A 19,481-nucleotide genomic window follows, 5' to 3' on the forward strand; every position below is an offset into this window, starting at 1 on the left:
TTAGCTCTCGGAACTGCGCGTTGCGGTGACCATCGCAAGCAAATGGTCTTTTGTACGCCCAATATGTTGGGTCAACAGCGCGCAGGCTTCCTCAACTTGCCCATTCTCGGCCAGCGTCAGCAGTTGGCGATGGTCCTTTTTCGCGGGCTCGCGTTGTTCCATAACGCTCAGGTGCATACGGACATAGCGATCGGACTGTAGATTGATCCGTTGTAGTATATCATTGGTGATCCCACGGCGTGCTGCAGCGTAAAGCGCATTGTGGTATTCGTAGTTCAAACCACCCCACCGCCCGACATCATAGGCTTCGTAGGACGTTTCCATTTCGTCCAGAAACCTTTCACATTCGGCAAAATTTGCCTCGGTCATCTGTGGAATTGCACGCCTGAACAGGTCGACCTCCAACATTATCCGCAGGTCAAATATCTCACCGATTTCTGACAGCGAATGTCTTGTCACCGCAGCGCCGCGATTGTTGGTCAGCTGCACAAGACCCTCTGCATCAAGCCGTTTTAACGCTTCTCGTATGGGCATGCGTGACACGTCATAGTCTTCTGCCAGGGCTTCTTGACGGATGGCTTCACCTTCTGCCATCTCACCGCTTAGAATCCGCTCGCGCAGGTCATTTGTGATGACATCGGGCAAACTTTGCCTGGGAATTGCGCGGGTTCTTGGCATTGTTACAGTCTCTGCTGGTGTAATTTTGTATCCAAAATACAAAATAGACACCGATTTTCCAAGAGCCTTGCATTCACTAATGAATATAAAGTGTTGATTGATTTCAAGCCGCCTCGGCTGCCACAGTAAAAATGGTCACGTTCTATAAGGATTAAACATGAAAGAGGATCGTATGGATAATCCGCGCTTTTTGCCAAAAGGCGCAATTTCCGTGGACGTTTCCTATGACGGGCCGCCCAAGGCCTTCTATTTTCTGCTTTTACCCAACACGACGATGCTGGCTTTCAGTGCCGCGATTGAGCCTCTGCGCATATCAAATCAACTGTCCAGAAAGCAGCTGTTCGAGTGGTACGTGCTCTCCACCGACGGAGAACCTGTGACCTGTTCCAACGGCATACGTGTTCAGGCGGATCACTCGGTCCATGACCTGGAGAAGGGAGCGTTTGTCTTTGTGTGTTCCGGAACGCAACCGATGAGGTCTTTCAACACAAATGTCCTGAACTGGATTCGGCGACAAAAGGCGCATGGATGTGAGTTCGGTGGGATTTGTACCGGTGCATTTGCCTTAGCAAAGGCGGGCGTGATCGGAACCAGAAACTTTACCGTCCATTGGGAAAACCGGCCTGGCTTTTGTGAGAACTTCCCAACAATGGAGCCGACCCAGAACCTCTATGAAATTGACAGGAAACTTAGAACATGCGGGGGCGGGCACGCCAGCACTGACATGATGCTTGAAGTTATCGAGGAATTGTTTGGCAACGCCTTGGCGAACAACGTTTCGGAAATGTGCCTGCACAGAAGGCTGGGAGAAGGCGGCAGCAAACAGGTATCGCCGGTTTCGGCGCTTTTGGGCACGCGAAATGCCAAATTGATCGAAGCGGTGCAAATCATGCGCGAAAATATTGAAACGCAGCTCAGCCTCGAGGCAATAGCGGATCAGGCGTCCCTGTCCCGGCGGCATATGGAGCGGCTGTTCAGGCAGCACACTAACATGTCACCGGGACGGTTCTATAATGAACTCAGGCTGGACCGTGCTTTTGCCCTGTTGAATGAAACAAACCTGAGCGTTTCTGAGATAGCCTTTGCATCCGGGTTTTCCAGTACGGATAGGCTTTCTGTGCATTTCCGGAACCGATTCAGAATATCACCGCATAATTTCCGGCGATCCTGGTCCGAGGAAACCCACCAAGAATAACTGGATGAGCACCACTTGATAGGTCCCTGGGACTATCCCTGTATGACGTTCTGACGTTGAACCCCCAGACCTTCGATCCCCAGTTCCATCTTGTCACCAGGTTTGAGGTAAACCTGCGGATTTTGCCCCAGACCCACACCGGGGGGTGTCCCGGTCGAGATCACGTCGCCGGGTTGCAGTGACATGAACTGCGACAGGTGCGAGATCACCGCTGTGACACTGAAATGCATCGTTCTGGTCGAGCCATCCTGATACCGATGCCCGTTCACCTCAAGATACATTGGCAGGTCTTGGGGATCAGGGATTTCGTCCCGTGTCACCAGCCAGGGACCGATTGGGCCGAACGTATCTGCGGATTTACCTTTGACCCACTGACCTGAACGGTGCAGCTGAAAATCCCGTTCTGACAGGTCATTGATCACACAATATCCTGCCACATGGGCCAGTGCTTCATCCTCCGAGATGTATTTTGCTTCTTTTCCGATGACGACGCCCAGTTCCACCTCCCAATCGGTCTTGACTGACCCGCGGGGGATTTCAACGGTGTCATCGGGGCCTATGATGGCGGATGTCGCTTTGAAAAAGACCACCGGCTCAGCAGGTAGGTCCATGCCGCTTTCGGCCGCGTGATCGGCAAAGTTTAAACCGATGCAGATGAACTTGCCGACACGTCCAACACAGGCGCCGATACGGCTGTCGGCATCGACGGGTGGCAGGGTTTCAAGATCCAGCGCGCGCAGCCGTGCGAGGGTTTCATCGCTAAGCGCTTCCCCAGCAATGTCGGCGACGATCCCCGACAGGTCCCGGATAGTGCCGTCTTTATCAACTATGCCCGGCTTTTCCGCGCCTGCTGGGCCGTATCGTAGCAATTTCATTTCACATTCCTCATTTGCTTCAGATCGTCCAGCCGCCATCAATGGCAAAGGGCTGTCCGGTTGTGTATTTGCTGGCATCGCTGGCCAGATAGAGCGCAAGTTCCGCGATCTCATCTGCGGTTCCGATGCGGCCCATGGGTTGCCGCGCGATAAAATCAGTCATTGCTTTCTCGTAATCCCCAGTTGCGCGCAACCGGTCGTGCAAGCTGGGGCTGTCGACAGTGCCGGGGCAGATCGCATTGCACCGGATGCCTTGAGTAACGAAATCGGCTGCGATCGATTTCGTCAGTCCGATTACGGCGGCTTTCGAGGCGCAGTATGCAAACCTGTTTGGAACGCCCTTCAACGAAGAGGCGACCGAAGACATGTTGATGATAGACCCGCCACCATGTTCCAGCATTGTTGGCAGGGCACATTGGATCAGCCGGTACATCGATTTGACGTTCAGCTCAAAACTGGAATCCCAGTCACGTTCATCACATTCCAGAATGGACCCGCCAGCCACATATCCTGCGCAGTTGAACAAAACATCCAACGGGGGCGTGCCCGCGACGAAGTCCTGCACTGCCGCCGTATCGGTTACGTCAAGTTTTACCGACGTAACGCCTTGGATATTTTGCAACTCTGCCAGAGAGGTATCATTAATGTCGCTGGCAAAAACCTGTGCACCTTCGGCGGCGAACAATTCGGCTGTTGCACGCCCTATGCCCTGTCCCGCGGCGGTGATCAGAGCAGTTTTTCCAGCCAGACGGCCAAGGTTTTCGGATGATGTCATATCTAATTCACTCTCCTTCTAAAATCCAAGCTTCTGGGAACCACGACGGCAAAATCCCATCGGCATACAGCCTCGGAAAGATCAATCTAGTTCCTGAGATCATAGGCATGGGCAGCATTACCGCCCCGTATCGCCTGATGCTCGTGTGGTGACAGACCGGTTAACAGCGTATCGGTCGCCTCGAGCCATCGTTCATAACTGCTGTTTAATGTGCAAACCGGCCAGTCGCTGCCCCAGATCAGGCGATAGGGCCCGAATGTGTTCAGCAGGTGATTCACATAAGGCTTCAAATCTTCTACCGTCCAATTCGCCCCGGCCTCGGTCACCAACCCGGAAAGTTTGCACCAGGCATTTGTATTTCGGGCCAATGTCGACATGTCTTCTTGCCAGCCCTCCATGACTCCCTCCCGGATCAGGGGCTTGGCACCGTGATCAATCACCGTGCGCATATGTGGGTGCCGATCCAGCAGCTGTTGAAGCGGCCCCAGATGTCGCGGCAGGGTCAGCGCATCAAAGGTAAGGTTTGACTGTTGCAGAGAGTCAAAAGCCGGTGTCAGCCCATCCTTGAGCATCCATAATGGGTCGGGAATGTCCTGAACCATGGGGCGCAAACCGACAAAAACCGGGTGGGCAGCCAGTCGTGCGATTTGTTCCGGTGCGTCGGCGGCCTCAAAATCAACCCATCCGACAACGCCTTTTATGAACGGGGCCTGCTCGGCGAGTGACAGCAGATATTCGGTCTCAGCAGCTGTCGGCGCAGCCTGTACTAAGACCGTACCGTCAATTCCCGCTCCTTTCAGCAATGGGGCCAGATCCGCGGGCGCGAAATCCGCGTAAATCGGCCCCAGATCCGGTGTCAGCCAGCCATAGTCTTCGCGCGCCAATGTCCAAAAATGCTGATGGGCGTCGATCTTCATCCAAGAACACCCTTTTTCAGGATGATGTTGCCATACAGCCGACGTTCGCCGGTTTGCACGATCGCAAAAGCTGTGGCCGCCCGGTCGTAAAAGGCGAAACGTTCAAGGCCCTGTATCGTGGCCGGGTGGTCCGCTATTTCGCTGATAATGGTCTGAAAATCGGCTATGGCCTCTGGTATAGCATCCGGATCGCCAACAACCTGCATGGTCAGGGCCGGGTCAGGCACAAATGTGTCCAACGGCATGACAGACAAAATAGCTCTTAGGATTTCGCTGGCGCTTGACCCGTCGGCACGTATGCAGCCCGGCCCAGAGCTGGAGCCGGGGAAATTCGCATCCGCAATCACGATTTCATCGCCATGCCCCATAGCGCGCAGGGTGTACAACAGGTCAGGCGACAGGATGGGATCAATATTACGCAGCATAGGCAGTCTCTCCGGGAAGGGGGGCGTCGGAACGGATCAATCCTTCCGAACACAGATCAGACCAAAGCGCAGCGGGGATTTGACGTTCGAGCAGGGCCGCATTGGCCTGCACCTCGGCCGCATTCACCGCGCCGGGGACAACGGTTTTGACGCAGGGATGGCCAAGGACAAATTGCAAGGCAGCAGCGATCAGTGGTGTATCATGGGCTGAGCAGACAGCCTCGATCTGGCGAACTCGGGCAAGGATGTCTTCGGGTGCATCAGCATAATTGTATTTCGCACCGGAAACAGCGCCGGTTGCGAGGATACCCGAGTTGTACGGCCCGCCAAGAATTATGCCCACGTCCCGCTTTTCGCAAAGGGGTAGAAAGCTGTCTAAAGCGTCTTGTTCCAAGAGGGTATAACGGCCTGCCAGAAGAAACCCGTCAAAGTCGCCCAAGCCCAATAATCTTTCGCAGACCTGCCATTCATTTACACCGGCTCCAATGGCGGAGATTTCACCGGCTTCACGAAGTTCGACCAGAGCTTTGTATCCGCCGCCATCGAACAGTTCCCGGATCTTGGCATCAGATGCCTCCTGACTGCCCTGACTGAACGCACAGACGTCATGCACAAGCAGGATATCGGCGCATGAGACACCCAACCGGTCGCGGCTGGCGTCGTAGGATCGCATGACCCCGTCATAGGTATAGTCGAAAACGATACGTTTCTGCGGCACATCAACAAAGGCTTCGGGTGTGACATGATGCGGTGCGCAATCCAGCAGCAGACGCCCGATCTTGGTCGAAAGTTGAATCTCTTCGCGTCCGAACCGGGCAATAGCCTGGCCAAATCGTTGCTCGGAGCGGCCCAACCCATATTGCGGTGCGGTGTCAAAAAATCGGATACCCAAATCAAAGGCTGCCTGCAGCGCAGCCTGCGCATCCTCGTCTGATACTTTGCGATAGAGATTCCCCAAAGGCGCGCCACCAAAACCCATCCGAGTCAGCGGAACGGGTCGCGCCGTGCGGCCATTTAGAAGCTCTGTTGCGGTAACTGTCATCCTGCCTCGCGTATTGGATGAGGGGAGTCCGTGAAAAGGTGGGACTGTTCCTGCTGCAAGCGTTGAATCCGAGGCATCAACTGCCCCAGATGACGTTGCATGGCGTCCTGTGCAGCTTTTTCATCTCTCTCAAGAACCGCGTTGAAAATGGCGCGGTGTTCGGCCAGCGTTTCCACCACCCGGCCCGGGGTAGGCAGCAGCAGCATTCGCGCTCTGGTCACTTGCAGTGAAACGGTTTGCGCGACGTCGCTTAACCTGTTGAATCCTGTGAATTTCATCAGCAGGCCGTGGAATTCTTCATCCGCCTCGTAAAAGCCGGGGACATCTTCATCTTCGATCAGCAGCTCTTGCAGACGCATGTTGCGGCCCAGTATCTTGCGCTGATCCTCGGTCAAATCGCGCGCGACTTTGGCGACCGTCGCAAGTTCAAGTGCTTCACGCAGGAACATGCCCTCGCGAATTTCGGACATCGAGAAATAGGATACGCGCGTGCCGGATTGGGGCACGACATCCACCAGTCCCTCTGAAGCAAGTCGGGCAATCGCCTCGGTCACGGGCGCACGCGAAACGCCAAGGCGTTCGCATATCGGCGCCTTCCTGAGGTTGTCGCCCGGCGCGAAGTCCAGCGACAGGATTGCATGCTTGATTGAGAGGTAAACGCGCTGAGACAACGAGCCCTCAGACGTAGAAATATCGCGCAGGTGCAGAGCGTTTATGTCCTGTGGTTTATTCATATTTGGTGACCTAGCATACTAACATGTTAGTTGACAAGTGCGTGTCCGACGATTAGCAGTCGGGATCAGCAAACAGGAAAATGATGCAACCAGATCAGAAAATAAAGGCTTCTGAGCCCGCAGCGCGCGATACAGTCAGGTTGAACCCGGACGACAATATCGTCATTGCGCTCCGAGATCTGAAGATCGGCACGCAGCCTTCCGGGCTGAATGTCCCGCTTAGGGATCAGGTTCTGCGTGGGCACAAGATTGCAATTACCCCAATTTCTGCCGGAAAAAACGTCATTCGCTATGGTCAGATCATTGGTCAGGCAAAGGCAGATATCGCAGCCGGAGATCACGTCCATGTCCACAATCTTGGTATGGGGGCCCATCAGCAGGACTATGCCCATGCGACCGCAAATACCCCTTTGCCGCATATCGACGAAGAGCGGAGTTTTCTCGGGTATCACCGGTCCGATGGGAAGGTTGGCACGCGCAATTATATCGGAATTCTGACGACAGTGAATTGTTCGGGTTCAGTAGCCCGGTTCATCGCCGAAGCGGCCTTAAAACATGGGTTGCTTGATCCATATCCCAACGTGGACGGGGTGGTGCCCATCGTGCATGGCACGGGCTGCGGTATGTCGGCCAAGGATGACGGCTATGCTACGTTGATGCGCACCCTGGCCGGGTACGCCCAGCACCCGAACTTTGCCGGCATTCTGCTGATCGGGCTGGGATGTGAGGTCATGCAAGTGGCCAGTCTGGTTGATGGCCGCCCCATCCGCGAGGACGGTGCCTTGCGCTATATGACCATCCAAAACGAAGGCGGTACGCGCCGCACGATCGAGCGCGGGCTTGCCGAGGTGGAGGGGATCGCTCGGCTCGCCAATCAGGCCGTCCGCAAGCCGGCTCGGATCAGTGCGATTACGGTCGGGATGCAATGCGGTGGTTCGGATGGTTATTCCGGCATCACTGCCAATCCGGCGCTTGGATATGCCTCTGATCTGCTTGTGCGCCATGGCGGAACAACAATCCTATCGGAAACCTCTGAAATTTATGGCGCCGAGCATCTTTTGACCCGGCGCGCAGAAACGCCGGAAATCGGCAAAAAACTGATCGACCGTATTCATTGGTGGGAAGATTACACCAAGCGCAATGGCGGCGAGATGGACAACAATCCAAGCCCCGGAAACAAGCGCGGTGGACTGACGACCATTCTTGAAAAGTCTCTGGGTGCAGTGGCCAAGGGGGGCACGGCCCCGATGCGCGACGTCTACAGATTTGGCGAAATTATCGACAAAAAGGGCTTTGTCTTCATGGACAGTCCCGGGTTCGATCCTTGCTCAGTCACTGGTCAGGTGGCGGCGGGTGCCAATTTGATCGTGTTTACCACGGGCAGGGGGTCGGTCTCCGGATATCAACCCACGCCCTGCATCAAGCTGGCAACAAATTCGGAAATGTACGCCCGCATGTCCGAAGACATGGATCTGAATTGCGGCGACATCGTCACTGACGGGGTCAGTATCGAGGCCAAGGGCGAAGAGTTGTTCGAAATGTTGATCCGCGTCGCATCGGGCGATCAAACAAAAAGCGAAGAGCTTGGTTTTGGGGGCGTTGAATTTGTCCCCTGGCAAATCGGCGCTGTGATGTAGCGGCAGGTTCGTCAGAGGTAGGGGCAAAATGGGAGGAGAGATGGAAAAACTGGTCGAAATGAAGGGGATCGAAAAGTATTTCCCCGGTGTGCACGCGCTGAAATCCGTGCAGTTCGATCTGTTTTCGGGCGAAGTCCACGCGCTTATGGGGGAAAACGGGGCGGGGAAGAGTACGTTGATGAAAATCCTGTCCGGGATCTATCAGCGCGATGGCGGCGACTTGGCCATTCAAGGCAAATCAGCCAGTCCCACATCCCCGCGTGAGGCTCAGAACCTCGGGATCGGGATCATCCATCAGGAACTGAGTCTGATGAATGATCTGACCGTAGCGCAGAACATCTTTATCGGACGCGAGCCCCGGAAACGTTTTGGTCGCCTGGACGAGGCCGCGCTGAACGCTCAAACCGCTGAAATCTTCGGGGCGATGAACCTGAACCTTGATCCCAAAGCGCTGGTCGGCGGGTTGACCATTGCCAAGCAGCAGATGGTCGAAATTGCCAAGGCGCTGTCCTATCGCTCCAAGGTTCTGGTCATGGACGAACCGACCGCAGCCCTGAACGACGCCGAGATTGCCGAGCTGTTCGTCATCATCCGCCGCCTGAGGGCGGAAGGGGTGGGGATTGTCTATATCAGCCACAAAATGGACGAGCTGAAACAAATCGCCGACCGTGTGACTGTCATGCGCGACGGTGAATATGTTGGCACTGTCGGTGCCAGTGACACGCCGATCAGCAAAATCATTGCGATGATGGTTGGGCGCGAAGTATCCGAAGACCCTCTGGATGTGCCGGACCTGAGCGATGCCGAGGTTTCTCTGGAAGTCGCAGGACTGACGCGGGGCACGGATCTGAAAGATGTCAGCTTTTCGGTCCGGAAGGGTGAAATCTTGGGCTTTGCTGGGCTGATGGGGGCAGGGCGGACCGAAGTTGCGCGGGCAATCTTTGGGGCGGACACTATCGATGGCGGTGAAATCCGGGTACATGGGCAGATCGTGCCCATCCGTTCCCCTGTGGATGCCGTGCGGGCCGGGATCGGGTACCTGTCCGAGGATCGCAAGCATTTCGGCCTCGCCACGGGAATGAACGTCCGCGACAATATCGCTCTGGCTTCGATGGATAGGTTTACCAGTGCCACCGGTGTTCTGAACGATAGCGAAATCAGCACTACGGCCAAAGGCTATATCGCCCAGCTTGGCATTCGCACACCCTCGGATGTGCAAGAGGTGCGCCTGTTGTCCGGCGGCAATCAGCAAAAGGTAGTCATCGCAAAATGGCTTCTGCGAGATTGCGACATCCTGATCTTTGACGAACCCACGCGCGGTATTGATGTCGGTGCAAAATCGGAAATCTACAAACTGCTCGAAGAACTGGCCGCGCAGGGAAAGACGATCATCGTGATCTCATCCGAATTGCCGGAAATCATGCGCCTCAGCCACCGAATCGCCGTCATGTGCGAAGGCCGGCTGACCGGAATTCTACCCGGCGGAAACAACACCACTCAGGAAGACATCATGCATCTGGCCACCCAACGCACGGCGGCGATGCAGGTCACAGGGACAGCAATATGACCACAGCAACGGATATAGACAAGAAAAAGCCCCTGGCGGGCCTGTCGGAAAGCGGCGCGTATCAAAAGCTGCTGGCCTTTGCCAGTCTCATCGCCCTGTTGATCGGCTTTTCGATCGCATCGCCGAACTTCATGCAGACCTCGAACATGATAGCCATTCTGCAGGCAACTTCGGTCAACGGCGTACTGGCCGTTGCCGCAACTCTGGTGATCATCACGGGCGGAATCGACCTGTCGGTTGGCACTTTGATGACCTTCTGCGCCGTGATTGCGGGCGTAGCCCTGACTTATCTCGGCATGCCCCTGCTTTTGGGTGTTGCTGCAGCCATTGCAGCGGGTGCGTTTTGTGGTCTGTGTTCGGGCACATTTGTGGCCAAAATGAAAATCCCGCCCTTCATCGCGACGCTGGGCATGATGCTGATCCTCAAGGGTCTATCGCTGGTTATCTCGGGCACACGACCGATCTATTTCAATGACACGCCTGGTTTCGATCAGATCTCGCGCGGGTCTCTGATCGGAGAAATCGTCCCCTCGGTACCTATCCCGAACGGCGTGCTGATCTTGTTTTTGGTCGCGATTGCAGCATCCTATATCCTCAGCCGTACTGTTCTGGGCCGCTATACGTTTGCTTTGGGATCAAACGAAGAGGCGGTCCGCTTGTCGGGTGTCAACACCGACGCCTGGAAGATGCGAATCTACGCGCTGGCCGGGGGAATTTGCGGCATCGGCGGCATCCTGATCGCCTCGCGCCTGAACTCGGCACAACCCGCTTTGGGGCTGGGATACGAACTTGAGGCCATCGCGGCTGTGGTCATTGGCGGAACCTCTCTGTCCGGCGGGCGCGGCACGATCCTGGGAACGCTCATCGGCGCGCTTATCATGGCTGTCCTGACCAATGGGCTGCGCGTTCTATCTGTAGCGCAGGAATGGCAGACCGTTGTCACCGGCGCGATCATCATTCTGGCCGTCTATGCCGACATGGCGCGGCGCAAAAAGACCGGGTGAACAATTTTAGGACCAAAGAAGATGACGACCAACTGGAGGAGAATATCATGTTAACACGTCGTTTCGTTCTGGGGGCGCTCAGCGCAGCCACCCTCGCAGCTCCGGCCTCGATGGCCATGGCGGAAGAAATCTATATTCCGCTGGTATCCAAAGGGTTCCAGCACCAATTCTGGCAGGCGGTAAAGCAGGGCGCCGAACAGGCAGCCGAAGAGTTTGACGTCACAATCACATTCGAAGGACCGGACAACGAAACGATGGTCGACCGTCAGATCGACATGCTGGCCGCAGCACTGGCAAACAATCCCAAAGCTATCGGCTTTGCCGCACTCGACAGTCAGGCCGCCATTCCGTTGCTGAAGCAGGCAAATGACAAGGGTATCCCGATCATCGCTTTTGACAGCGGAGTCGACAGTGATATTCCTGTTTCTACTGCCACAACTGATAACCTAGCTGCAGCGGGGCTTGCCGCTGACAAAATGGCCGAAAAGATTGGTGGAAAAGGCAAAGTTGCAGTGGTAGCCCACGACCAGACCAGCCGCACTGGCATTGACCGCCGCGATGGATTTGTGAACCGCATTGCGGAAAAATACCCTGATATCGAAGTTGTCACCGTTCAGTACGGGCAGGGCGACCATCTGAAATCAACCGAGGTGACAAAAGCGATCCTCACTGCAAACCCCAATCTGGATGGTATTTTCGGCACCAATGAAGGCTCTGCCATTGGTGTCGTGAACGGCGTTCAGGAATTGGGCACCGAAGGCCTTGTCATCATTGGCTATGACAGCGGCAAAGCCCAAAAAGACGCGATCAAAAGTGGTCTGATGACCGGGGCAATTACTCAGAACCCGGTTGGTATCGGCTATGAAACGGTCAAGGCGGCCGTCGCGGCGATGAAAGGCGAAGAAGTCCCGGCCCTAATCGACACAGGCTTTTACTATTACGATGCTTCCAACATTGACGATCCGAAGATCGCGGCAGTTCTTTACGACTAAGAGCCTGACAGCTTAATACGGACCGGTTCGCCCGATCGGCGGACCGGTTTTTTGTTTTACTGGGTTGCAACAATCATCTTTTCTGTTTGTGGCGTTTTCATGCTATCCTCTACGGGTTATTTTTTGATGTTTATTGAAGGTTGAAATTCCGGTGAAAAAAAAGCCCAGCAACAAGACCTATGTCCTGCGTCCTCTGGAAAAATCCGATCTTGAGACAATTCTGCCCTGGTTTCAAAATGTGGAGGATTTAGCCAAATTCGAACGCGTGTCCCGCATCCCTCTTAATCTTGCACAGACAGAGGAAAGCTGGAGCGACATGTTCACCGGCTCAGCCATCGGCCGCAGGTGTTGGTTCGTTGTTGAGAATTCGGCGGGAAAACTGGTCGGCATGAGCGGCCTCGAGGGGATATCGCCGATCAATCGCGATGCTGTCGTTGCGATGTTCGTCGATCATTCGGTGCGCCGCCATGGAGTTGGTATCAGGGCGACGGCTTTGGTCGCCGATTTCGCCTTTCGACAACTGGGGCTGAACCGGCTGACTTCGTATTATAGGGCGGATAATGTCAGCAGCAGAGACCTGGTTGCCAGACTGGGGTGCCAGATCGAGGGGTCGATGCGTCAGGCCTGGTTTGCAGATGGTCAATTTCACGATATGGTTGTGGTCGGGTTGCTGAGCAGCGATTGGTTCGAAAACCGAAATTCACTGGCGAAAGAATTGGGCGGTGAAACCATCGTTAAGCTTGGCAATAATGCCTCGGATTGCTGGTGTTGGCCCCCGCAAGAGACTGGGTCGGACTAAGAGACGTTATTACCAATCATTTCAAATCTTTTTTTGTTATACAAAAGTTAGGGTTCGTTCAGAACTCAGGAATCGAGTACCGCCAGTGAATACAGTTAACCCGAATTCATCAATCACTCAGAAGCTGGGTGCAGTCTTATTTGCAGATGTCGTCGGCTATTCTCGCCTGATGAGTGAGAACGAACTCGACACCTACAACGCTTTGAAGACACTTCTATCGCAGATCGAAGCCGCATGCGCCCGTTATCAGGGGCGTGTGGTCGAAGTGCGCGGTGACGGCATCCTGGCCCTGTTTGAAACAGCGACCAGCGCGGTCGAATTTGGTGTTGAGCTGCACCAAATTTCTGCCCAGCACAACGATTCAGGATCAGATCAACAGCAAATCAAGTTTCGCGTTGGCATCCATCTTGGAGAGATCCTGATAGATGAGCGTGGAATTCATGGCGACAACGTCAACATTGCAGCGCGATTGCAAGAAATTGCGGAACCCGAGCGGGTCTATGTCAGCTCTGCGGTGTATGATCAGGTTTGTAACCGGTTGCGGTATGGGTACGAATTTCTTGGTCCGCAGCATCTGAAGAACATTCTTTCGCCGGTTTCAACCTACTGTGTCCGCAGCGAGGTTGCCGGTGCTACTTTGGCGGGCACTATGCGTCCCGACGCTATTGTCGATCTGTTGGAACGCCCGGACACTCCGTCGGTCGCTGTGCTACCGTTCAGCATCAGCGGCGGGGATGAGTCTGACGGCTGGATTGCCGATGGTCTGACCGACGACATCATTCTGAACCTTTCCAAATTCAGAAACCTTTTCGTCATCGCCCGAAACTCATCATTCTTCTTCAGGGCGCAGTCCATGCCACCGAAGGAAGCCGCAAGAAAGCTGAATGTCCGGTATATCGCCCGTGGCAGTGTGCGTCGCTCTTCCAGTCGAATCCGCATTACTGCGGAACTGGTCGATGCTAACACTGAACGCACGATTTGGGGTGAGCGGTTTGATCGAAACATTGACGATATATTTGATATTCTGGACGAGGTGACTGAATGTATCGTCGCGGCCACGGCCGTAATGATCGAATCCCATGAGCGCCAAGTTATGGTTCAGGCCGTTCCTTCAGATCTGGAGGCATATGGCTCTGTCCTGCAGGGGCAGCAGCACATCTTCAAATACACGCGCAACGACAACCGCAAGGCACAGAATTTCTATCAATCTGCGCTGGAAAGGGACGGCAACTATGCCCGTGCCGCCGCCGCCTTGTCCCGAACGTTGAATCTGGATTGGCGATACTCGTGGACCGAAGATCCAGGCAGTGCATTCGAGCAGGCGCTGTCTTTGGCACAGCGGTCGATCGAATTGGACCCGACAGACGCACGGGGATTTGGCGAGCTGGGATTTGTCCATCTGTATCGCAAGGAACATAGTGCGGCGCTACAGTCTTACCAACGTGCTTTGGCTCTCAACCCCAATGATGCGGATATGCATTCGGATTTCGCCGATGCGCTTGCACATTCGGGGGAAAATGAGACCGCCATCACGCATCTGCAACAGGCCATGCGTCTGAACCCGTACTTTCCGGATCAGTATCTCTGGCACCTCGGCGGCGCCTATTACAATCTCAGGCGCTATGAAGATGTTATCGAAACCGTCAACAAGATGAACAATCCGACCGAGGGTCAACGGATGCTGGCCGCCAGCCATGCGCAGCTGGGCAACATGGATATGGCACGTATGATTGCTGAAAAGCACCGCGCCGCACACCCGAACTTTTCTTTGTCACGCTGGGCCAAGGTGCTGCCCGACCGTCTGGAGGACGACACGCAGCACTTTGTCGAAGGGCTGAAAAAAGCGGGATTTTAAAACGGAAAAAGGCGCGAGATCCCGCGCCTTCTTTGCTGACTTTGTCCGAAGATCAGTCGCCGCCGCGTACTTTGGCTCCGCTAACCTTGGCGCCACTGACCTTGGCACCGCTGACTTTCGCGCCACTGACCTTGGCACCACTCACTTTGGCACCGCTGACCTTTGCACCGCTGATAGCAGGGCTGTCAAAGCCAAAATAGAGGTCTAGAAGAACCTGTTCGAACTGGCCTGTCATCACATCCATGCGCATGGTCTGATCGGACTTATCATAGCTCCAGAACTTGATACCGTCAGCGACCTGATAGTCCGCCGCCGCAACACCGCCAATCGAAGGATCCGTGGGCGCGCGCGAGGCCTGGTTTGGCGGCTCGCCCTTTTTGGCGACATCTTGACCATCGCCGTGAACCAGGAAAATCACCGGCTCGGGCAGGTCGTAGTAGGTGCCTTCATAGGCAAACCCGTAGATCTTGGCAAATTTGGCTTCGTCATTTCCTGAATTCGCGAGTTGCTCATCAAGATGTTTGTTGTTGCCTTTTCCTCTGCTTTTCTTTTTCGCAGGGTCGTAATCCAAATCGTCGATAACTCTGCCGTAAATCAACACTTCCGAAAAACTGAGCAAGGATTCCGCCATAAACTCATCTCCCAAATATGGGTTCATCACCCGAACCCCCTTCGATTAAATCCCGAGGATGACCGCATCGGTGTCTCCTCAAAAATCACCCCGCCTCTAAATGCCATAAATCTGCCGAAAAAAAAAGAATTTTGCTGTCATCAGTCTGGAACCTTCGTGCGGACGGAGTGTGCGTGACTGTCTTCATCGGGGTCCGGCAGCCGCGGACCGGCAGTTGCCACCCCGATATCACGCATCCGAAAGTTTCCTTCGATGATCCGCCGGAAGGCACCCCCGGTAATTTCCTGATCCACCGCCAGCATGGCCTTTTCGACACCGAAATAGCTGAGCATATCGGCGTCCAACATGCTCCAGGCGTCGGCCAGATAGGTGCCCAGGAAATCGCGCGCCTCAAGAAGTGCTACGCGGAATTCATCGGGGTTTTCGGCATATCGCTTGTCAAAAATACCCTGCATGACCGCGCTGTAATCGGGTGAATCCTCTAGCTGATCGGACAGGTCTTCCTCTGCCTGTGTGATAAGGCCATGAACCAACAGGCGCTCATGATAGATGTCCACCAAAATGTCGAACATTGCACCTGTCAGTGGCTCGGAAAGTGCATGTTCACTGGACCATCCGGCAGCGAATTCCGATAGTGACCGGTTGTTTGCGGCCGTTCTGATCTGTGCATTTTCCGAAAGCTCGGCAAAGCGATTCAGTCGGTTGAAGCTGTAGAGATTGCCTTTGGTGTTTTCCAACAGCGCCTCTACCACCGAGCCAAAATGCAAAGAGGCCAGAAGCGCCACCATATCGGCGGCGGATTCATGGAACCCGTAATACTCGCCCGAAACATCTCCGTCGGTGGGCATGCCCACGACGCTGTAAATAATTGAGTGGCCGATTTCATGTGCGACCACGTCGAAATTCAGGCTGTAGGGGCGATATTCGTCCCCGTGTTCGTGGGTGCCCCCGGTTTCAAGGAAACCCCAACCGATATGCGCATTGTCCAAGCTTGGCAGCAGCGACAGTTCCAGCCGGTCAAAATCGCGGGCGAAATGCCATGGGATTGGTCGGTCAAAATAGCCCTGCCAGACGTCCATCGTGAAATGCGCCGAGCCAAACAGATGCGCTGCCTCAAAAGCCGGGTCCGACGGGCCAATATGGATAAAGTTACCGAACTCATCAGGCATTGCAGGGGGATGGATATATCCGTTCCAGGGCGGCAGATACATTCCCGGACCATCCGGTCCGGGCACGATGGCCCCATAGGGTGTAGTCTTTCCGACAGGGTTAACCGTGTACATGCGCGGACCCGATGGACCTGGGCCGATACTGCCCTGCGGGGCCGATATTTCGACTAGCTCAAGCTGTGGGTCCTCTTCCAGAAAAGGGGATTGCGGATACAGCAGAAATCGCGTTCCAGGCTCTTCTTTATCAAGGTGATCTGGTAAGTTCACAATACCCCCCTTTCAGGCCACGCCTCGGTTCCGCCTTGGGCGGCTAGTCAACGGTACTATTTAATCCGGCATCCGCGTGACAAAACAAATACTCTGCTTCTATCAAATCAAAAAATGCTTCCCGCCCGGCCAATCCAAGTGAAACTGCATATGATTCAAGATCATCCGGCACTGGTTGGTCAAGCTGTGTTTCAAAATACCACATAACCATAGGTAGGCGCCCGCTTGCGGGACCGCCTCGGGCAGTCATTGATTCAGCTCCCCTTTGTGCCTTGCGATGGGCACGATCCCGCAATTCGGCATAGCTCCCGTCACGGCGCAACTCGCGCAAAAGCGATGAGTCAAGGACCGAAGCCCGAGAGGTAATGTGGCCATGCACCCGAGCGGCATCGGCCAGCATCGCCTCGTATTCCTCGACACTCAGATCATTCTCGTCCAGCCATGCCATCAAAGCGGCGCGGCGCGACAGGCCGGCTTTTTGCCGGTGCGCATCCATTTGTGCCATCAGGGCAGGGCGGTCAGGCTCTTCATCCCGCCGATCAGCCTCTTCCCGCGCCAGCAGAGTCAGCGCGGCCCGTTCACGCAGCCGCGTATACATGTCCGGGTTCAGCCTGACTTCGTCGATAACCGCCTGATCGGCCTTCTGATCGGCATCCACTCGGGCACGCAGCCCTTTCCACATCAGCGTTTCTTCGGTCGGTTGCTGCGTCGCCGGGAAGGGAAGGTCGTTTGCCAGATCTTCGGCCATACGCCCAAGCATCTCAACGGCATCACGCGCTTTTGCATCGACCTTGCCGTTTGGCAGCCAGTCCACAAAACTCTGGATATCAGAAAGCCCGTTCAACGCGTCAATTATGTTGGGCCAACTGCGCTGACGATAGTTCATGCCTTTGGCAATCCGCAGAACCTCTGCGGCACGTTCAGCGACCAACATGCCTAGATTTTGCGCCTCCTCAACCGTTGCTCGGACCGAGACCATGGGCTCGCTCAATGGCAAATAGCCCAATTCTGCTGGGCTGTGCAGGACCGCAACTTCGTCGTCATCCTGCAGGGTTTGGCTGTAGAAATCCTCAAAGATTCGACCCACGCCGATCATACCGAAATCAGCCAACTCTGCCGCGCGCAAAGCACCCATGCTGGCACTGCCATAAACGGGGATTCCCTGATTCATGGCCCAAAGAATTTCTTTGTGCCAGACCGACGGGACGCCCTCAAAAAAGCCGTCTATTATCCCGATCGCACGCGGACGATCACGTGCCACGCGATATACGTCCCCCTGCCGGACCGGGGGCAAGATCACAGGGTCCAAGCATTGGGCCACAGCATCGGCTGTCAACGTCGGGCCCACAAAAATAACGACACTCATCCGTATGTTTCCATTACACGCTGCGCGCGTTCCCCGGCGATATAATCGGGGTCGTCATGAGGCGCTTCAAGCCCAGGTATGACAGCTCGGACAACGGCGATCTCATATTCCGGGCGCGATAGATCGACCGTGATCACCTGCGAAATACCTACAGTTTCGAGGCGGGTAGTCAGCAAGTTCAAATCCTCTTGGAATGATCCGGTGGCATATGTCGGAGCATTCGAAAAATCCTGCGTCGCGTCCGAGCTGTCAATCTGATTGCGAATATAGGCACATCTTTCTATCTGCGCCTGGTCAGTAAACTCTTCTGGGTCCAGATCATCACGCGCGCCAGAGATATAGGTGAGGCGGGTTTGTGCCGCTTCGGTCAGGGCCCGCAACAAAGCAATGGCGCGATCTGGATGGCAGCCATCACCGATACCGATGTGGCCGTTCTGCCCGTCCGGCTCGCAGATCGTACAGCGGAAACAGGCGATTCCGATGTCCGAGGTGGTGTCCCAGATGCCCAGGGTCAGGCCCGCCGCTTCAATCATGCTTATTGCGTCCTTGCACCTGTCATCATCTATAGTGTCTGGGTGGATCCGTGCTGGCGCGGACTGAAATTGCCACAATGTGGTGGCATCGCGTTCGATGAGTTCAAAGATCGCATGGCAACTGGCTTCAAACAGGTTGTTGCCGGATGCCAAACCATTTGTCGTTCTGGGAAAGGCTACCTGCCCACCCATCGGCAAAGACGTATAATCGGTATCGACCATCTCCATTGGAACCCAACGGGCGCAAGCGGAATTCAAATCCCGACCCTCTACCCACAATCTGTTCGCATCAGGATCAAATCGGCCACCAGTTACCCGAGGTAGCTTATCAACATCCACCACCGGCGCATCGCGCGCTATATCGGTAAATCGTGCCAGACGTTGAGGCGCCGTTACCCGTTCCGCGTGCCAGCTTTCGATCGCTTCCATAACCCCCGACGCTTGCGCGGCCGGGACTGACAATCCCTTGCCGAGCGACACCGAAACCGATCGGGAATTCGGGCGCGCAACCATGACCGTGGGCAATCCGATACGATCCAGGCCGGTTAAGTTCGCAATTCGAGTAATGCCCATTTCACGCAAATAGGGCGTTACGATTTCCAATGTTTGGCTGGGGCTTCGCAGCCGATGAGTATCAAGCACATATTGCTTTTCCGATACGTCAGACATGATGCAACCTTGCCAAAAACAAAAGAAATTGGCCACCAGGCGAAAATACTTGCCGGTGACCGGATCAGCTCAGGATGGGGGATGATTTCATATGGGTCAACTCTGCCGCCCATAATTGTCTCAACACGACAATCTACTTGCTGGACAATGATAAGCGCGGGCTGAACCAACTGTGTCCAGCAGCCAGCACCTAGAATCGAATTGCAGCAACGATATTCAAAGGATGTCGCATTATTTTAACATAATCTTCATTCTGCGGTATTTATTGCGAGACCGGTGGATTCCCAAACGAAGTGCAAATTCTGTATTAGAACAGATGTTTGCATGGAGGTTGCTGAATGGGAAGCTTTT

Annotated in this window: 18 protein-coding genes; 7 read left to right on the forward strand and 11 right to left on the reverse strand. The window is 54.9% G+C overall.

What is annotated here, in order from left to right:
* Nucleotides 1–678 (reverse strand): GntR family transcriptional regulator, encoded by a 678-nt coding sequence (locus tag AC2FJV_RS10485; protein ID WP_496713647.1) that lies wholly within the window; start codon nucleotides 676–678, stop codon nucleotides 1–3.
* Between the two features lie 157 nt (nucleotides 679–835).
* On the opposite strand from AC2FJV_RS10485, the gene AC2FJV_RS10490 reads away from it, so the two are divergent.
* Nucleotides 836–1,873 carry a GlxA family transcriptional regulator gene (locus AC2FJV_RS10490; RefSeq protein WP_496689336.1) on the forward strand — a complete coding sequence of 346 codons (1,038 nt, stop codon included), beginning with the start codon at nucleotides 836–838 and terminating at the stop codon, nucleotides 1,871–1,873.
* A gap of 32 nt (nucleotides 1,874–1,905) precedes the next feature.
* Here the strand turns inward: AC2FJV_RS10490 and AC2FJV_RS10495 are convergent, their stop codons facing one another.
* From AC2FJV_RS10495 to AC2FJV_RS10520, 6 genes are all read right to left on the reverse strand, one after another.
* Entirely contained in the window at nucleotides 1,906–2,748 is an 843-nt protein-coding gene (locus AC2FJV_RS10495; protein WP_496693755.1) for a fumarylacetoacetate hydrolase family protein, read from the reverse strand.
* Nucleotides 2,749–2,767: 19 nt separating this feature from the next.
* Nucleotides 2,768–3,523, reverse strand: coding sequence for an SDR family oxidoreductase (locus tag AC2FJV_RS10500; RefSeq protein WP_496689339.1), 756 nt, complete (start codon nucleotides 3,521–3,523; stop codon nucleotides 2,768–2,770).
* Nucleotides 3,524–3,609: 86 nt separating this feature from the next.
* Nucleotides 3,610–4,440, reverse strand: a complete 831-nt coding sequence (locus AC2FJV_RS10505) for an amidohydrolase family protein (protein ID WP_496689340.1) — start codon at nucleotides 4,438–4,440, stop codon at nucleotides 3,610–3,612.
* Entirely contained in the window at nucleotides 4,437–4,865 is a 429-nt protein-coding gene (locus tag AC2FJV_RS10510) for an RbsD/FucU family protein (protein ID WP_142636301.1), read from the reverse strand. The genes AC2FJV_RS10505 and AC2FJV_RS10510 overlap by 4 nt, the downstream gene beginning before the upstream one ends.
* On the reverse strand, nucleotides 4,855–5,907 hold the full coding sequence (locus tag AC2FJV_RS10515; protein ID WP_496689342.1) for an aldo/keto reductase: 1,053 nt from the start codon (nucleotides 5,905–5,907) through the stop codon (nucleotides 4,855–4,857). Before AC2FJV_RS10515 ends, AC2FJV_RS10510 begins: the two co-directional genes overlap by 11 nt.
* Complete coding sequence (locus AC2FJV_RS10520) at nucleotides 5,904–6,641, reverse strand: GntR family transcriptional regulator (protein ID WP_281995093.1); 738 nt, start codon at nucleotides 6,639–6,641, stop codon at nucleotides 5,904–5,906. Before AC2FJV_RS10520 ends, AC2FJV_RS10515 begins: the two co-directional genes overlap by 4 nt.
* An 83-nt stretch (nucleotides 6,642–6,724) precedes the next feature.
* Between AC2FJV_RS10520 and AC2FJV_RS10525 the strand changes: the two genes are divergently transcribed.
* From AC2FJV_RS10525 to AC2FJV_RS10550, 6 genes are all read left to right on the forward strand, one after another.
* Entirely contained in the window at nucleotides 6,725–8,278 is a 1,554-nt protein-coding gene (locus AC2FJV_RS10525; RefSeq protein WP_496713661.1) for a UxaA family hydrolase, read from the forward strand.
* A 40-nt stretch (nucleotides 8,279–8,318) separates the two neighbouring features.
* On the forward strand, nucleotides 8,319–9,845 hold the full coding sequence (locus AC2FJV_RS10530; RefSeq protein ID WP_271948851.1) for a sugar ABC transporter ATP-binding protein: 1,527 nt from the start codon (nucleotides 8,319–8,321) through the stop codon (nucleotides 9,843–9,845).
* Nucleotides 9,842–10,849 (forward strand): ABC transporter permease, encoded by a 1,008-nt coding sequence (locus AC2FJV_RS10535; protein ID WP_281995092.1) that lies wholly within the window; start codon nucleotides 9,842–9,844, stop codon nucleotides 10,847–10,849. The genes AC2FJV_RS10530 and AC2FJV_RS10535 overlap by 4 nt, the downstream gene beginning before the upstream one ends.
* Before the next feature lie 47 nt (nucleotides 10,850–10,896).
* On the forward strand, nucleotides 10,897–11,841 hold the full coding sequence (locus AC2FJV_RS10540) for an ABC transporter substrate-binding protein (protein WP_496713650.1): 945 nt from the start codon (nucleotides 10,897–10,899) through the stop codon (nucleotides 11,839–11,841).
* A 151-nt stretch (nucleotides 11,842–11,992) separates the two neighbouring features.
* Nucleotides 11,993–12,640 (forward strand): GNAT family N-acetyltransferase, encoded by a 648-nt coding sequence (locus AC2FJV_RS10545; RefSeq protein WP_246097210.1) that lies wholly within the window; start codon nucleotides 11,993–11,995, stop codon nucleotides 12,638–12,640.
* Nucleotides 12,641–12,725: 85 nt separating this feature from the next.
* The gene (locus AC2FJV_RS10550) at nucleotides 12,726–14,495 is read left to right on the forward strand and encodes an adenylate/guanylate cyclase domain-containing protein (protein ID WP_281286267.1); all 1,770 of its coding nucleotides are present in this window, start codon (nucleotides 12,726–12,728) and stop codon (nucleotides 14,493–14,495) included.
* A gap of 52 nt (nucleotides 14,496–14,547) precedes the next feature.
* Here the strand turns inward: AC2FJV_RS10550 and AC2FJV_RS10555 are convergent, their stop codons facing one another.
* The 4 genes from AC2FJV_RS10555 to AC2FJV_RS10570 all read right to left on the reverse strand — a co-directional run bounded on the left by AC2FJV_RS10555 (nucleotide 14,548) and on the right by AC2FJV_RS10570 (nucleotide 19,130).
* Entirely contained in the window at nucleotides 14,548–15,153 is a 606-nt protein-coding gene (locus AC2FJV_RS10555) for a pentapeptide repeat-containing protein (RefSeq protein WP_281995090.1), read from the reverse strand.
* Between the two features lie 113 nt (nucleotides 15,154–15,266).
* Entirely contained in the window at nucleotides 15,267–16,562 is a 1,296-nt protein-coding gene (locus tag AC2FJV_RS10560) for a gluzincin family metallopeptidase (protein ID WP_496713652.1), read from the reverse strand.
* 43 nt (nucleotides 16,563–16,605) lie between these two features.
* Entirely contained in the window at nucleotides 16,606–17,928 is a 1,323-nt protein-coding gene (locus AC2FJV_RS10565) for a TfuA-like protein (RefSeq protein ID WP_496713654.1), read from the reverse strand.
* Nucleotides 17,925–19,130, reverse strand: a complete 1,206-nt coding sequence (locus AC2FJV_RS10570) for a YcaO-like family protein (protein WP_496713656.1) — start codon at nucleotides 19,128–19,130, stop codon at nucleotides 17,925–17,927. Before AC2FJV_RS10570 ends, AC2FJV_RS10565 begins: the two co-directional genes overlap by 4 nt.
* Between the last annotated feature and the right edge of the window lie 351 nt (nucleotides 19,131–19,481).

Source organism: Ruegeria sp. CDSA241 (assembly GCF_059611265.1).

Bases quoted from the DNA above. Each gene is read 5' to 3' on its own strand.
- AC2FJV_RS10485 (WP_496713647.1), bottom strand. From the start codon at position 678: ATGCCAAGAACCCGCGCAATTCCCAGGCAAAGTTTGCCCGATGTCATC.
- AC2FJV_RS10490 (WP_496689336.1), top strand. From the start codon at position 836: ATGAAAGAGGATCGTATGGATAATCCGCGCTTTTTGCCAAAAGGCGCA.
- AC2FJV_RS10495 (WP_496693755.1), bottom strand. From the start codon at position 2,748: ATGAAATTGCTACGATACGGCCCAGCAGGCGCGGAAAAGCCGGGCATA.
- AC2FJV_RS10500 (WP_496689339.1), bottom strand. From the start codon at position 3,523: ATGACATCATCCGAAAACCTTGGCCGTCTGGCTGGAAAAACTGCTCTG.
- AC2FJV_RS10505 (WP_496689340.1), bottom strand. From the start codon at position 4,440: ATGAAGATCGACGCCCATCAGCATTTTTGGACATTGGCGCGCGAAGAC.
- AC2FJV_RS10510 (WP_142636301.1), bottom strand. From the start codon at position 4,865: ATGCTGCGTAATATTGATCCCATCCTGTCGCCTGACCTGTTGTACACC.
- AC2FJV_RS10515 (WP_496689342.1), bottom strand. From the start codon at position 5,907: ATGACAGTTACCGCAACAGAGCTTCTAAATGGCCGCACGGCGCGACCC.
- AC2FJV_RS10520 (WP_281995093.1), bottom strand. From the start codon at position 6,641: ATGAATAAACCACAGGACATAAACGCTCTGCACCTGCGCGATATTTCT.
- AC2FJV_RS10525 (WP_496713661.1), top strand. From the start codon at position 6,725: ATGCAACCAGATCAGAAAATAAAGGCTTCTGAGCCCGCAGCGCGCGAT.
- AC2FJV_RS10530 (WP_271948851.1), top strand. From the start codon at position 8,319: ATGGAAAAACTGGTCGAAATGAAGGGGATCGAAAAGTATTTCCCCGGT.
- AC2FJV_RS10535 (WP_281995092.1), top strand. From the start codon at position 9,842: ATGACCACAGCAACGGATATAGACAAGAAAAAGCCCCTGGCGGGCCTG.
- AC2FJV_RS10540 (WP_496713650.1), top strand. From the start codon at position 10,897: ATGTTAACACGTCGTTTCGTTCTGGGGGCGCTCAGCGCAGCCACCCTC.
- AC2FJV_RS10555 (WP_281995090.1), bottom strand. From the start codon at position 15,153: ATGAACCCATATTTGGGAGATGAGTTTATGGCGGAATCCTTGCTCAGT.
- AC2FJV_RS10565 (WP_496713654.1), bottom strand. From the start codon at position 17,928: ATGAGTGTCGTTATTTTTGTGGGCCCGACGTTGACAGCCGATGCTGTG.
- AC2FJV_RS10570 (WP_496713656.1), bottom strand. From the start codon at position 19,130: ATGTCTGACGTATCGGAAAAGCAATATGTGCTTGATACTCATCGGCTG.